Source organism: Variovorax sp. GW821-FHT09B01 (genome assembly GCF_059418345.1).
Window position 1 is genome coordinate 21,019 of record NZ_JBWKPQ010000012.1, and the last position, 12,974, is coordinate 33,992.

Annotated in this window: 13 protein-coding genes and 1 pseudogene; 11 read left to right on the forward strand and 3 right to left on the reverse strand. The window is 70.8% G+C overall.

The window, feature by feature from the left end; all coding sequences use genetic code 11:
* The first annotated feature begins 121 nt into the window (after positions 1 to 121).
* The 4 genes from AC07RV_RS27690 (at position 122) to AC07RV_RS27705 (ending at position 4,526) form a co-directional block, all read left to right on the forward strand.
* A complete protein-coding gene (locus AC07RV_RS27690; protein WP_296781451.1) occupies positions 122 to 1,072 on the forward strand; it encodes a tryptophan 2,3-dioxygenase in 951 nt (316 codons plus the stop codon).
* Positions 1,073 to 1,105: 33 nt separating this feature from the next.
* Positions 1,106 to 2,269, forward strand: coding sequence for an amino acid aminotransferase (locus tag AC07RV_RS27695; protein ID WP_296781452.1), 1,164 nt, complete (start codon positions 1,106 to 1,108; stop codon positions 2,267 to 2,269).
* Positions 2,266 to 3,426, forward strand: coding sequence for an FAD-dependent oxidoreductase (locus AC07RV_RS27700; protein ID WP_296781453.1), 1,161 nt, complete (start codon positions 2,266 to 2,268; stop codon positions 3,424 to 3,426). Before AC07RV_RS27695 ends, AC07RV_RS27700 begins: the two co-directional genes overlap by 4 nt.
* Before the next feature lie 113 nt (positions 3,427 to 3,539).
* Complete coding sequence (locus AC07RV_RS27705) at positions 3,540 to 4,526, forward strand: Bug family tripartite tricarboxylate transporter substrate binding protein (RefSeq protein WP_057595648.1); 987 nt, start codon at positions 3,540 to 3,542, stop codon at positions 4,524 to 4,526.
* Positions 4,527 to 4,533: 7 nt separating this feature from the next.
* Here the strand turns inward: AC07RV_RS27705 and AC07RV_RS27710 are convergent, their stop codons facing one another.
* Entirely contained in the window at positions 4,534 to 4,842 is a 309-nt protein-coding gene (locus AC07RV_RS27710; protein WP_143129052.1) for a hypothetical protein, read from the reverse strand.
* 194 nt (positions 4,843 to 5,036) lie between these two features.
* Here AC07RV_RS27710 and AC07RV_RS27715 point away from each other — a divergent pair, with 194 nt between their 5' ends.
* From AC07RV_RS27715 to AC07RV_RS27745, 7 genes and pseudogenes are all read left to right on the forward strand, one after another.
* The gene (locus tag AC07RV_RS27715) at positions 5,037 to 5,702 is read left to right on the forward strand and encodes an alpha/beta hydrolase (protein WP_057595650.1); all 666 of its coding nucleotides are present in this window, start codon (positions 5,037 to 5,039) and stop codon (positions 5,700 to 5,702) included.
* 44 nt (positions 5,703 to 5,746) lie between these two features.
* Positions 5,747 to 6,094, forward strand: coding sequence for a putative quinol monooxygenase (locus AC07RV_RS27720; protein WP_296781454.1), 348 nt, complete (start codon positions 5,747 to 5,749; stop codon positions 6,092 to 6,094).
* A 141-nt stretch (positions 6,095 to 6,235) separates the two neighbouring features.
* On the forward strand, positions 6,236 to 7,795 hold the full coding sequence (gshA, locus tag AC07RV_RS27725; protein ID WP_057595652.1) for a glutamate--cysteine ligase: 1,560 nt from the start codon (positions 6,236 to 6,238) through the stop codon (positions 7,793 to 7,795).
* 202 nt (positions 7,796 to 7,997) lie between these two features.
* Positions 7,998 to 8,384 carry a response regulator gene (locus AC07RV_RS27730; protein ID WP_057595653.1) on the forward strand — a complete coding sequence of 129 codons (387 nt, stop codon included), beginning with the start codon at positions 7,998 to 8,000 and terminating at the stop codon, positions 8,382 to 8,384.
* A 109-nt stretch (positions 8,385 to 8,493) separates the two neighbouring features.
* Positions 8,494 to 9,417, forward strand: a pseudogene (locus AC07RV_RS27735) (SDR family NAD(P)-dependent oxidoreductase).
* A 108-nt stretch (positions 9,418 to 9,525) separates the two neighbouring features.
* Positions 9,526 to 9,963 carry a nuclear transport factor 2 family protein gene (locus AC07RV_RS27740; RefSeq protein ID WP_296781455.1) on the forward strand — a complete coding sequence of 146 codons (438 nt, stop codon included), beginning with the start codon at positions 9,526 to 9,528 and terminating at the stop codon, positions 9,961 to 9,963.
* Positions 9,950 to 10,450: a MerR family transcriptional regulator gene (locus AC07RV_RS27745; RefSeq protein WP_296781456.1), complete on the forward strand. Its 501-nt coding sequence runs from the start codon at positions 9,950 to 9,952 to the stop codon at positions 10,448 to 10,450. The genes AC07RV_RS27740 and AC07RV_RS27745 overlap by 14 nt, the downstream gene beginning before the upstream one ends.
* Before the next feature lie 14 nt (positions 10,451 to 10,464).
* Here the strand turns inward: AC07RV_RS27745 and AC07RV_RS27750 are convergent, their stop codons facing one another.
* Entirely contained in the window at positions 10,465 to 10,830 is a 366-nt protein-coding gene (locus AC07RV_RS27750; protein ID WP_093339896.1) for an HPF/RaiA family ribosome-associated protein, read from the reverse strand.
* A gap of 140 nt (positions 10,831 to 10,970) precedes the next feature.
* Positions 10,971 to 12,956, reverse strand: a complete 1,986-nt coding sequence (locus AC07RV_RS27755) for an O-linked N-acetylglucosamine transferase, SPINDLY family protein (RefSeq protein ID WP_296781457.1) — start codon at positions 12,954 to 12,956, stop codon at positions 10,971 to 10,973.
* Between the last annotated feature and the right edge of the window lie 18 nt (positions 12,957 to 12,974).

Here is a 12,974-nt window from a genome sequence, read left to right on the forward strand (position 1 = left end):
GGTCACGGACGAACGGTGACCAAATCCGGCGCGCCGGAGGTTGAGCCGCCGGCCCCGGGACCGAAGAATCGCCGCATCCCCATCACGGCCCGCGCAGCACGCGGGCCAGAGAGACGACGACATGACGGCCTCCCCCTCGCGCCCCCGGCGGCAGCGCGTGATTCCCGCGGTGCGCGATCCCGCGCTCGAGCTTTCGCTGGTCAAGCCGATCGCGACCGGCGACAACCACCAGCGCGCGGCCACGGTGCAGGACACCGACGGCGAGCCGCTGCTGCGGTTCGAGGGCCGCAGCAACCCCTACCTCGAGCACCAGCGCAACGACCTGCTGCTGAGCCTGCAGCACATGCGCAGCGAGGGCCACGACGAGATGGTCTTCATGTGCATCACCCACTGCAAGGAGCTGAGCTTCAAGGCGATCCACTACGAACTCTCGAACATGCAGCTGCGCGTGCGCGCCGACGACGTGGCCGGCGCGCTGCAGCTCGCGCCGCGGGTGCGCGCGCTGCTCGAGTTCCTGGCCAAGACCTGGGACGTGCTCTCGACCATCACGCCGCACGAGTTCAACCAGTTCCGCAACACGCTGGGCATCGCCTCGGGCCAGCAGTCCTACATGTACCGGCACGTGGAATTCATCCTCGGCAACAAGTCGATTCCGCTGGCGCGCGCGCATGCCAACAACCCCGAGGTGTGGCCCCACATGGAACGCGCATTGAATGCGCCCAGCCTCTACGACGACGTGCTCGCGCTGCTGCACCGGCGCGGCGTGCCGGTGCCGGCCGAGGCGCTGGCGCGCGACTGGTCGGCCAGCTATGCGCCCAACGCGGGCGTGGAGGCCGCGTGGCTGCAGGTCTACGGCGACCCGGCGCCCGAGAACGATCTCTACCGGCTCGGCGAGGCGCTGATGGACATCGCCGACGTGTTCTCGCAGTACCGCTGGCGCCATTTCGTCTCGGTCGAACGCATCCTGGGCTTCAAGCCCGGCACCGGTGGTTCGGCCGGCGTGGGCTGGCTGCGCAGCGTGGTCGACCACCGCTTCTTTCCCGAGCTGTGGTCGGTGCGCACGCGGCTCTAAGTCCTTCCTTTCGTTTTTCTTTCTGGAGCACGCGTGTTCGATCAACTGCCGGCCCATGCCGACGATCCCATCCTCGGCCTGTTCGAGGCCTACAAGGCCGACCCGCGGCCGCACAAGGTCAACCTCGGCATCGGCATCTATTGCGACGAGCAGGGCCGGGTGCCGGTGCTGGCTTCGGTGCGCGCGGCGCGCGCGCTGCTGGCCGAGGCCGATGCGCCCAGCGTCTATGCGCCGACCGAGGGGGCGCAGCCCTACCGCGACGCGGTGCGGCGGCTGGTTTTCGGCGAGGTGGCAACGGCGCCGCTCGTGGTGGTGCAGACCGTGGCCGGCACCGGCGCACTCAAGACCGGCGCGGACCTGCTCAAGGACCTGTCGCCCGAGGCCACGGTGTGGATGCCCGACCCGACCTGGGCCAACCATGCGGCGATCTTCGAGGGCGCGGGGCTGCGCGTCGATCACTATCCCTATTACGACGGAAGGACCGGCAGCTTCGACCTCGACGGTGCCATCGCCACGCTCGGCAAGCTTCCGGCCGGCGACATCGTGCTGCTGCATCCCTGTTGCCACAACCCGACCGGCGTGGATCCCTCGCACGAGGAGTGGCGCGCGCTGTTCGACACCATCGCGCAGCGCGGCCTGCTGCCCTTCTTCGACATGGCCTACCAGGGCTTCGCGCAGGGCGTGGACGAGGATGCCTGGGCGGTGCGCGAATGCGTGCGCCGCGGCATCGCCTGCCTGGTGGCGAGCTCGTTCTCGAAGATCTTCTCGCTCTATGGCGAACGCGTGGGTGCGCTCGCCGTGCATGCGCCGGGCGCCGATGCGGCGCGGCTGCTGGGCCGGCTCAAGCTCGGCATCCGGCGCAGCTATTCGTGCCCGCCGGGACAAGGCGCGGCGCTGGTGCAGGCGATCCTGTCGGACCGCGCGCTCGAATCGCAATGGCGCGCCGAGCTCGAGGCGATGCGGCTGCGCATGCGCGCGATGCGCACGGCGTTGCATCGGGCGCTAGGGCCGGGCTCCGGCTACCTGGTGGCGCAGCACGGCATGTTCAGCTACACGGGACTGGCGCCCGCGCGGATCGATGCATTGCGCGAACGCTTCGGCGTCTACCTCGTGGGCTCGGGGCGGCTGTGCGTCGCGGGGCTCAACCCGTCGAACATCGAACGGGTGAGCGCCGCGCTCGCGGCGGTGCGCGCATGAGGCGGCCCGAACGCATCCTCGTCGTGGGCGCCGGCATCGCGGGCTGCTCGGCGGCGATCGCGCTGGCAAGCCGGGGCTTCGGCGTCACGCTGGTCGAGAAGCAGGCCGAATGGCGCTTCCAGAGCTCGGGCATCTTCATCTACGGCAACGGGCTCGAGGCGCTGCGCGCGGTGGGCGTGCTGCCGCGCATCCTCGAGGCCGGCTTCGCGATCGAGGACGGGCGCAACGTCTACCTCGACCACCTGGGTGCGCCGATCGTCGACGTGTTCTATCCGCGCTCGCGCGGCGGCGCGGCGCCGATCGTGGGCATCAAGCGCTCGCAGATGCACCGCGTGCTCGCGGACCGGCTGTCGGCGCTGGGCGTGGAGATCCGGCTCGCGACCACGGTGGAACGGGTCGACATGGAGGGCGAGCGCGCGCAGGTGCTGCTGTCCGACGGATCGGCGCAGGCCTTCGACCTGGTCGTCGGCGCCGACGGCATCCGCTCGCAGCTGCGCGAACAGGTGACGGGACCGCTCGCGCCGCGCTACACCGGCTTCGGCGTCTGGCGCAGCGTGCACGAGCGGCCGCGCGCGCTGGTGGCCAAGATCATGATGATGGGCATCGGCAAGCGGCTGGGCATCATGCCGATCGCCGACGACCGGCTCTATCTGTTCGGCACCGTCGCCGAGCCGGCCGGCCGCTGGTATCCGAAGGAGGACTGGCCCGCGCGCATGCGCGAGCGCTTCGCCGAGTTCGGCGGACCGGCACGGCCCTTCCTCGACCAGCTCGGCGCGGACTCGGAGCTGCTCTACACCGCGGTCGAGGAGGTGCAGGCGCCGCTGCCCTGGCATGCGGGGCGCCTCCTGCTGATCGGCGACGCGGCCCATGCCTCGACGCCGTTCATGGGGCAGGGCGGCGCGATGGCGGTGGAGGACGCGGTGGTGCTGGCCGATATGCTGGCCGACCACGGCATTTCCGATGCCACCTTGCGCGCCTTCGGCGAGCGCCGCTATCCGATGTGCCGCTTCGTGCAGGACGCGTCGCGCCAGGTGGGCGAGGCCGGCGCGGTGGAGGACGCCGCGAGCTGCGCGTTGCGCAACGCGGCGATGCGCGAGGGCGCGCAGCGGCAGGTCGATGCGTTCTACGGTCGACTGGACGCCTTGCGCGCGGCTTGAACCGGGCGCTTATGCCCGGATCGGCCTAAGCATCTGACGAATGGGTCGTTCGCGCGCGGGCGGCGGCGCGACAGAATCGCGCGCGTTCTCCAGCCCGTACCCGAAAGTTCTCCATGCGCGTCCCCTCCCTTCTGAAGCCGGCCCTCCTGTTGTGGGCCGGCGCGTCGATCGCCCTGGGCGCGCAGGCGCAAACCCCCGCCGCCTCCTACCCGGCCAAGGCGGTCCACATCACCGTGGCCAACACGCCCGGCAGCTCGCCCGACGTGCTCGCGCGCTACCTCTCGACGCGGCTGTCGGAGCAATGGAAGCAGCCGGTGGTGGTCGACAACAAGGCCGGCGCGGCCGGCATCCTCGCGGCCGACGGGCTTGCCAAGGCGCAGCCCGACGGCTATTCGCTGCTGGTGGGCGCCGACGGCCCGATCACCATCCTGCCGAACCTGCAGGCCAGCCTGCCCTACGACGCGCGGCGCGACCTGCTGCCGGTGGTGTCGCTGGGCCAGATCGACTTCGTGCTGGTGGCCAATCCCAAGACCGGCTATCGCAGCGTGGCCGACTTCGTGCGCGCCGCCAAGGCGCAGCCGGGCCGCATCAACTACGCCTCGGCCGGCAACGGCAGCCCGCAGCAGCTGGGCATGGAGCTGTTCAAGCAGAAGGCTGGCATCTACGTGACCCACATCCCCTACCGCGGCGGCCCGCTGGGCATGCAGGACGTGATCGCGGGCCAGGTCGACGTGATGCTGATCGCCGTGGGCCCGGCGCTGCCGCACATCCGCAGCGGCCGGCTGGTGGCGCTGGGCACGGGCGGCGAGAAGCGCCATCCGCTGCTGCCCGAGGTGCCGACGCTGGGCGAGAGCTACCCCGGCTACCGTGCCGGTACCTGGTTCGGCCTGTTCGCGCCCGCGAACACGCCGCAGCCGGTGGTCGACGCGATCGCGCAGGAGGCTGGCCGCATCGTGCGCACGCCGGCCGCGCGCGCCGACCTCGCGGCCCAGGGCATCGAGGCCACCGGTTTCGCGCAGCGCCAGTTCCAGGGCCAGGTGGCGGCCGAGTACGAGCGCTATGCGCAGATCGTGAAGGCGAACGGGATCAAGGCGGAATAAAAGCCGGTCAACGCACCGACTTGGCCAGCGCCCGCGCGAAGGCCGCGACGTCCTCGTCGCGGCAGACCTCCGCGACCAGCGGCGCATGGCCCTGCGCCACGGCCGCCAGCGCCATCGCCTTCTTCGGGCACAGGCCCAGGCAGCTCGACTGCACCACGCGCAGCCGAATCGGCACATCGCGCAGCTCGTGCTTGAGTTCCTTGCGCACCGGCCTGGCCTGCAGCTTCGCGGGGCCGTCCTTGCGCGCCTCGCATTCGCCGCAGACCAGCACGAGGCCGCCGAGCTTGGTGTCTACCAGGGGTGGGGAATGGCTCACGCGGGGTCCTTCGCTGGGGTTCTTGCGGACCATCTTGGGGGCGTGGCCGCGCCGCGCAAGTCGGCCGAGCGGCCGTCTGGGTGCGCGGGATGCACCGGATCCCTGCGCTGGATCAATGTCCCGGGCCGCCCGAATGCGCTAAGGTCCGGCCATCCGCGCCTGTTTGGCGTACTTTTTCACGACTTTCACCGACCATGTCCCGTCCCCCCATCGAGATCGAAACCGCCCCCCATCCCACCGCCACGGTGATCGTGATGCATGGCCTGGGCGCCGACGGCAACGACTTCGTGCCCATCGCCAACGAGCTCGACCTCTCGAGCGTGGGCCCGGTGCGCTTCGTGTTCCCGAACGCGCCCGTGATCCCGGTCACCATCAACGGCGGCTACCAGATGCCGGCCTGGTACGACATCGCGGTGGCCGACCTGGTGGCGCGCGAGGACGAGGCCGGCCTGCGCCGCTCGCAGGCCACGATCGAGGCGCTGATCGCCAACGAGAAGGCGCGCGGCATCGCGGCCGAGCGCATCGTGGTGGCCGGCTTCTCGCAGGGCTGCGCGATGGCGCTGATGACCGGGCTGCGCCACGGCGAGCGGCTTGCGGGCATCGTCGGCCTCTCGGGCTACCTGCCGATCGCGGCCACCACCGCGGCCGAGCGCCATGCGGCCAACCACGACACGCCGGTGTTCCTGGCCCATGGCCGGCAGGACCCGGTGGTGCCGATCGCGCGCGCCCAGCAGTCGCGCGACGCGCTCGCGGCACTGGGCTACACCATCGAATGGCACGAGTACGCGATGGCGCACTCGGTCTGCATCGAGGAGATCGGCGACCTCAACGCCTTCCTGCTGCGCGTGCTCGCACGCTGAACCGGCGGGCCGAGGCGCCCGCGACACTCGAAAGGAGACACCCCATGATCCTCGTCATCGGCCATGCCACCGCCAAGCCCGACACCCTGCAGGCCATGCTGGCGATCAGCGTCGAGCACGTGCAGCGCTCGCGCGCCGAGCCAGGCTGCCTCTCGCACGAGGTCTCGACCGACGCGCTGCAGCCGCTGCGGCTCACCTTCGTCGAGCGCTGGAGCGACATGGCGGCGCTGCAGGTGCATTTCCGCGTCGAGGCCTCGCGCGCCTTCGGCAAGGCGCTGGCCGCGATGGCCGACGGGCCGCCGCAGATCCACGTCTACCAGTCCGACGAGATCGACCTGGCCGGCCTCGCGGGCCGCTCGGGCGCTGCGCCACGGACCCCCGAAAAGAGCTGATCGCGTCAGCGCGTCGAAAGGTGATGCTATGGAAAAAATAGCGGACCGCAGCATAGCCGGCAGCGGGTTTCCCTGCACGAGCAGCGCCCGCGCCGCCGTGCTACCTTCCAGCCCCTCAGAAGATTGATGGGTCATAACAATATGAGCAACAGATTGCAGGAGAGGCTGGGTTCGCTCTCGGCCGGGCGGTTGAAAGGCATGCGGCGCGGCATCGAGAAGGAAAGCCTGCGCGCGCTGCCCGACGGCAAGCTCGCGCTGACGCCCCATCCGCTCGCGCTCGGCTCGGCGCTGACCCATCCGCACATCACGACCGACTTCAGCGAGTCGCAGCTCGAGCTGATCACGGGCGTCCACGGCGACGCCGAGGCCGCGCTCGACGAGCTGACCCGGGTCCACCAGTTCACCTACCGCGTGCTCGACCAGCTCGGCGACGAGCGCATGTGGGTCTCGAGCATGCCCTGCGGCCTGCCGACCGACGAGACCATTCCGATCGGCCGCTACGGCTCGTCGAACGTGGGGCGCGCCAAGAGCGTCTACCGCATGGGCCTGAGCCATCGCTACGGCCGCCGCATGCAGACCATCTCGGGCATCCACTACAACTGGTCGCTGCCCGAGGTCTCGAGCGAAGCGTATTTCGCGCTGATCCGCAACTTCCGCCGCCACGCCTTCCTGCTGCTGTACCTGTTCGGCGCCTCGCCGGCGCTGTGCTCGAGCTTCGTCGCGGGCCGCCCGCACGAGCTGCAGCCGCTGGGCGACGGCAGCATGTTCATGCCACACGGCACCTCGCTGCGCATGGGCCGCCTGGGCTACCAGAGCGACGCGCAGGCCTCGCTGGCCGTGAGCTACAACAGCCTCGAGGGCTACGGCGCCTCGCTGCAGGACGCGCTCACGCGCCCCTGGCCGGCCTACGAGGCCATCGGCATCCGCAACCTCGGCGGCGACTACAACCAGCTCGGCACTAGCCTGCTGCAGATCGAGAACGAGTTCTACGGCACGATCCGCCCCAAGCGCGTGATCAACCCCGGCGAGCGCCCGCTGCATGCGCTGCGCGAGCGCGGCGTCGAGTACGTCGAGGTGCGGCTGATGGACCTCGATCCCTTCGAGACCGTGGGCATCAACGCCCAGACCATGCGCTTCCTCGACGTGTTCCTGCTGCACTGCCTGCTCAGCGACAGCCCCGACGACACGCCGCAGGAGATCGCCGACCTGGCGCACAACCAGCACCTGACGGCCGCGCGCGGCCGCGAGCCGGGCCTGGCGCTGCTGCGCGGCGGCCAGCCGGTGTCGCTGGTCGACTGGGGCCTGGAGCTGGTCGAGCAGTGCGCGCCGATCGCCGAGCGGCTCGATGCCGCGCACGGCGGCACGGCCCATGCCGAGGCGGTGCGCGCCGCGCGCGAGGCGCTGGGCAACCCCGACAGCCTGCCCTCGGCGCGCGTGCTCGCGGCCATCGAGCACGAGCATGCCAACTCCTTCATCGGCTTCATCCGCGCGCGCTCCGAGCAGACCCGCGCCGCGCTGATGGCGCTGCCCTTCTCCGACGCCCAGCGCGCCGTATTCGCGCGCATGACCGAGGATTCGATCCAGGAGCAGAAGCGCATCGAGATGGCCGACACCATGCCCTTCGAGATCTACCGCGAGCAGTACGTGTCGCCCACGCGCCTGGGCGTGGGCAAGGGCCAGCGGGTGGCCGTCGCGGCCTGACGGCGGGCCGCCCGGCCGCCGGCTGACGACAGCCGTCTTGGCCCGTGGCCTACAGGCGGTCGGTGCCGCTGGCTCACGCTGCACCGCCGCATGGCTGAGAGGATCGGACCATGCAAGCCGTCGCCCGCCAGCCGTTCCCTCCCGCCTCGTTCCGCGCCCTGGCCGATCCGCAACGGTGCGGCACTGCGCGGGGCGGGCGATCATGAGTCTCAAGGCCTATCTCGTCGAAGACAGCCCCGTGATCCGCGAGAACCTCGTGGGTTTCCTCGAGGACGTGACCGAGACCGAGGTGCTGGCCGTGGCCGGCAGCGAGGACGAGGCGGTGGCCTGGCTGCAGCGCCACCGCGACGATTGGGACCTGACCATCGTCGACCTGTTCCTCGAGCGCGGCAACGGCCTGGGCGTGCTCGACGCCTGCCGCCAGCGTTCGCCGCACCAGAAGGTGGTGGTGCTCAGCAACTACGCCACCGCCGAGATGCGCGACCGCTCGCGCCTGCTGGGCGCCGACGCCTTCTTCGACAAGTCGGCCGAGCTCGACCAGCTCGTCGCCTACTGCGAAACCCTGCACGAAACCTCGTCGCACGAGTGACTGGCGGGACCGCCCGGGTGCGGCCGCGCGGTACTTTCTGAGGTAAAACGCGCCGCGGCGCGTGCGGTTTGACGCGTCCTCCATCCATCCTCCGAGAGACCGAGACGACATGAGCAACGACAGCAGCAGCATCGACTTCCAGGGCCGCGTGGCCATCGTGACCGGCGCCGGCGGCGGCCTGGGCCGCCAGCATGCGCTGGCCCTCGCGGCGCGCGGCGCCAAGGTGGTGGTCAACGACCTCGGCGGGGCGCGCGACGGCTCGGGCGGCTCGGTGAGCGCGGCGCAGGCGGTGGTCGACGAGATCAAGGCCGCGGGCGGCGAGGCGATCGCCAACGGCGCCTCGGTCACCGACTTCGAGGCCGTGCAGGCCATGGTGCAGCAGGCGGTCGATGCCTGAGGCCGGGTCGACATCCTCGTGAACAACGCCGGCATCCTGCGCGACAAGAGCTTCGCCAAGATGGAACTGGCCGACTTCAAACTGGTGGTCGACGTGCACCTGATGGGCGCCGTGAATTGCACCAAGGCCGTCTGGGCGCTGATGAACGCGCAGAAGTACGGCCGCATCGTGATGACCACCTCCTCGAGCGGCCTGTACGGCAACTTCGGCCAGAGCAACTACGGCGCCGCCAAGCTGGCGCTGGTGGGCCTGATGCAGACCCTGAGCATCGAGGGCGCGAAGAACGACATCCGCGTCAACTGCCTGGCGCCCACCGCGGCCACGCGCATGACCGAGGACCTGTTCCCGCCCGACATGCTCGAGGCCTTCCAGCCCGAGGCCGTGGTGCCGGCGATGCTGGTGCTGGCGGCCGAGAACGCGCCCACGCGCGCCATCCTGTGCGCGGGCGCCGGCACCTTCGAGGCCGCGCACATCACGCTCACCCAGGGCGCCTGGATCGGCATCGGCGGCGACTCGCCCGAGCAACTGGCCGCGCGGCTCGACGAGGTGCGCGCGCGCGAGGGCGAGCAGGTGCCCCAGAGCGGTACCGCGCAGGGCGCGAACGAGGTCGCGAAGGCGAAGGCGGCGCGCGGCTGAATTCGCGCCCGGCGTTCATGGCGCTTGACCTCGAGTGCACGCGAGCACTTCCAATGAAATCCACCGGGGCCTCCGGTGCTTTCCATTGACGCTCAAGAGGACATCGCCATGAATACCACCACCGCCAGCAACAAGGCACTCATCCAGCACATCCACGCCCAGCTCGACCAGGGCAACAGCCGGCCCTTCCTCGAGGGCTTCGCCGACGACGCGACCTGGAAGCTCGAGGGCAGCACCGCCTGGTCGCGCACCTACCGCGGCAGGAAGGCGATCCGCGAGGAGCTGCTGAACCCGCTGTTCGCCCAGTTCGCCACCCCCTACACCAGCCGCACCGAGCACGTCCTGGCCGACGAGGACCGGGTGGTGGTGCAATTCAGCGGCGACGTGCTGACCCATGCCGGGCGCCGCTACAACAACCGCTATTGCTACGTCTACCGACTCGAAGGAGGCCTGGTGAAGGAACTGATCGAGTATTTCGACACCGGCCTGGTGGCCTCGGCGCTGGACGCGCCGGCGGTCGCGGCCCCGGCCGATGCCGGCGGCTGAGGCCCGGCGCGGCGTCGCGCAGGGCACGCCGTTCCTGATCGGCGAGCTGGCGCAGCGCACCGGCCGCAGCGTGCACGCGATCCGCTGGTACGAGAGCCAGGGGCTGGTGCCCGGCGTGGTGCGCGACGCGGGCGGTCGGCGCCTGTACGGCGAGCCCCACATCGGTTGGCTCGACCTGATGGACCGGTTGCGCCGCACCGGCATGTCGATCGCCGAGATGCGCGAGTACACGGCGCTCGCGCTGCGCGGCCGCGCCACCCTGGCCGAGCGGCGCGCGCTGCTCGCGGCGCACCGCGAGCGCGTGCAGCAGACCATCGCCGAATGGAAGCGCGCGCTGTCGCTGGTCGACCGCAAGATCGACTTCTACGACGCCTGGATCGAGAGCGGGCAGCGCCCACCGCTTATCCCCACCGGCGCGCCCGAGCCGGCGCGGCCACCGCGCCAGCCGGACACGCCGGCGCCTTCGCGCCGCGCGCGTCGAAGCTGAAGGGCGCCGAAGGCTTATTCGGCCACCAGCCCCATGCCGCCGTCGCGGCGGATCGACTCGCGGTCGCGGTGGTTGTGCAGCCGGCCCAGCGTGCTGTCGAGCAGGCGCTTGAGCTTGTCGGACGCGCCGCGGAAGGCCTCGTCCATGCTGGATGCGTGCTGCTTCACCGCCAGCGGCTGGTGGTGCGCGAGCCGCGCTTCCATCACGCAGCACTTGTCGCGTTCGCCGGCCTTCTCGTGGTTTTCGTCGCTCAGGTGCACTTCCACGCGGGTCACGTCGTCGGCGAAGCGCTGCAGCTGCTGCTGGATCTCGGTGTCGGCCCAGCGCTCGAGCGCTTCCTTGTTGTCGATGCCGTTGCTCGTGTTGACCTGTATCTGCATGTCCAGTGTCTCCCTTCTTGGATGTCAGGTTGGAGGATCGAAACGAGTCTTCACTCTGAACGCTGAAACCGTGGCGCGCGTAGGCCAAGGCCCTGCCGGCGGGCCGGGCAGGGTTGGCGATCCGCGGACGAAGGGACGGGTTACGCGCCCAGGCGCGGCACCACGATGTGCTCGGGCGGCAGTTGCGCGCGGTGGCGCTCCCAGGCCGCGGCAAAGCCCGCTTCGAGGTGGCGCGTATAGGTCGCGGTATCGAACAGCGCGCAGTGCCCGCGCGCGGCGGCCAGCTCGGCGCGCAGGGCCGCGAGGCGCGGCGGGTCGGTCGCGAGCGCCAGGGCCAGCGCCTCGTAGGCGGCCGGGGAGTCGGTCGCGAGCTGCGGGAAACCGGCCGCGCCCAGCAGGCTGCCCGCCACGCGGCCGGCGAAGGTCTGGCCCACGCAGCTCACGAGCGGCAGCCCGGCCCACAGCGCGTCGCTGGCGGTCGTGTGGGCGTTGTAGGGCAGGTTGTCCAGGCACAGGTCGGCCAGCGCCAGGCGCTGCAGGTGAGCCGACTGCTCGGCCCAGGGCGCGAACACCAGCCGCTCGGAGGCGATGCCGTGCGCGGCGGCGCGCTCGCGCAGGTTCCGTTCGTAGGCTTCTGTGCCGCCCTTGAGCCAGAGCACGCTGCCCTCGACGCGCGCGAGCAGCCGCAGCCAGATGTCGAAGAACGCGGCCGTGAGCTTCTGGCCGTTGTTGAAGTTGCAGAAGACGAAGGCCCCTTCCGGCAGGCCGGCATCGGCGCGCGACAGCGGCCCGGTGGCCGTCTCGCGGCGCGAGTCGTTGGGCTGGTAGGCGTCGGGCAGGTAGAGGATCTTCTCGCTGTAGTCCGCGCGCGCCGCCTCGGGGATCAGGAAGGGATCGGCCACCAGGTAGTCGATGAAGGGCGCGCCCAGCGTGCCCGGGAAGCACAGGTAGCTGAGCTGCAGCGGCGCCGGCCGCAGCGCCAGCACCGAGGGCCGCGCATCGATGGTGTAGCCGCCGAGGTCCACCAGGATGTCGATGCCGAGGTCGGCGATGGCCTGCGCGGTCTCGCTGTCCGACAGCTCGTGCGCGTCGACGAAGCGGTCGAAGGCCCGCTCGAGCCGCTCGCGCATCGCGCTGCCGTCGCTCTGGCGCAGCGAGATCGCCGTGACCTCGAAGCGTTCGCGGTCGTGGCGCTCGAACACCTCGGCCACCAGGAAGGAGGTGGCGTGGCGGCCGAAGTCGGCCGAGATGTAGCCGACGCGCAGGCGCTCGCCCTCGGCGCGCACCGGCGCGTGCAGCGGTTCGGCCGCCATCGGGTAGTGGCGCTGCGCATGCAGCCGCGCCACCTGCAGCTGCTCCTGCGGCGTGGAGGGCAGGATCAGCAGCGCGAAGGGCTCGATGCATTCGCGCTGCGCGCGGATGTCCTCGCGCAGCAGCGCCATCTGGGCGTCGAAGTCCCGCCAGTCGGCGATGGCCGCGCGCGCATAGAGCAGGCCGCCGCGCGCGAAGGCGTAGTCGGCGTCGCCGGGATGCTCGCGCAGGGTCCGGTCGTACAGCTGTGCCGCGTCCGCGAAGCGCCGCGCCTGGCACAGCGCGGTGCCGTAGTTCTCGATCAGCGTGGGATGCGCCGGCTGCAGCGCCAGCGCGCTTTCGTAGCACTGAAGTTCCTGTGCATGCAAGCGCAGCTTGCCGCAGGCCGCGCCGCGGTTCATGTGGGCCTCGAAGGCGTTCGGGCGCAATTGCACCGCGCGGTCGAAATGGGCCAGCGCCTCGGCGGCCTTGCCGAGCGCGAGCAGCGCGAGGCCCAGGTCGTGCTCGGCCTCGAACAGGTTCGGCTGGCGCTGCAGCAGCGCGCCGAAGGCCTCGGCCGCGGCGCGGTGCTGGCCCGACTTCTGGCAGGCCATGCCGAGGTAGTACCAGCTCTCGAGGGAATTCGGGTCGTAGCGCAGCGAGGCGCGCAGCCGCTCGATGGCTTGCGGGAAGTCCTGCGTCTGGCCCGCGATGAAGCCCAGCAGCCGGTTCGCGGCGGCCATGTGCTGGCCTTTTTTCAGCAGCTGCAGCAGCACTTTCTGCGCAGCGGAATACTGGCCCTGCCGGAAAAGCAGTTCGGCCGACTGCAAGCTCATTGCAGACCCTTGTGGTTC

Coding starts and splice junctions, on each gene's coding strand:
- AC07RV_RS27690 (WP_296781451.1), top strand. CDS start 122: ATGACGGCCTCCCCCTCGCGCCCCCGGCGGCAGCGCGTGATTCCCGCG.
- AC07RV_RS27700 (WP_296781453.1), top strand. CDS start 2,266: ATGAGGCGGCCCGAACGCATCCTCGTCGTGGGCGCCGGCATCGCGGGC.
- AC07RV_RS27705 (WP_057595648.1), top strand. CDS start 3,540: ATGCGCGTCCCCTCCCTTCTGAAGCCGGCCCTCCTGTTGTGGGCCGGC.
- AC07RV_RS27715 (WP_057595650.1), top strand. CDS start 5,037: ATGTCCCGTCCCCCCATCGAGATCGAAACCGCCCCCCATCCCACCGCC.
- AC07RV_RS27720 (WP_296781454.1), top strand. CDS start 5,747: ATGATCCTCGTCATCGGCCATGCCACCGCCAAGCCCGACACCCTGCAG.
- gshA (WP_057595652.1), top strand. CDS start 6,236: ATGAGCAACAGATTGCAGGAGAGGCTGGGTTCGCTCTCGGCCGGGCGG.
- AC07RV_RS27730 (WP_057595653.1), top strand. CDS start 7,998: ATGAGTCTCAAGGCCTATCTCGTCGAAGACAGCCCCGTGATCCGCGAG.
- AC07RV_RS27740 (WP_296781455.1), top strand. CDS start 9,526: ATGAATACCACCACCGCCAGCAACAAGGCACTCATCCAGCACATCCAC.
- AC07RV_RS27745 (WP_296781456.1), top strand. CDS start 9,950: ATGCCGGCGGCTGAGGCCCGGCGCGGCGTCGCGCAGGGCACGCCGTTC.
- AC07RV_RS27750 (WP_093339896.1), bottom strand. CDS start 10,830: ATGCAGATACAGGTCAACACGAGCAACGGCATCGACAACAAGGAAGCG.
- AC07RV_RS27755 (WP_296781457.1), bottom strand. CDS start 12,956: ATGAGCTTGCAGTCGGCCGAACTGCTTTTCCGGCAGGGCCAGTATTCC.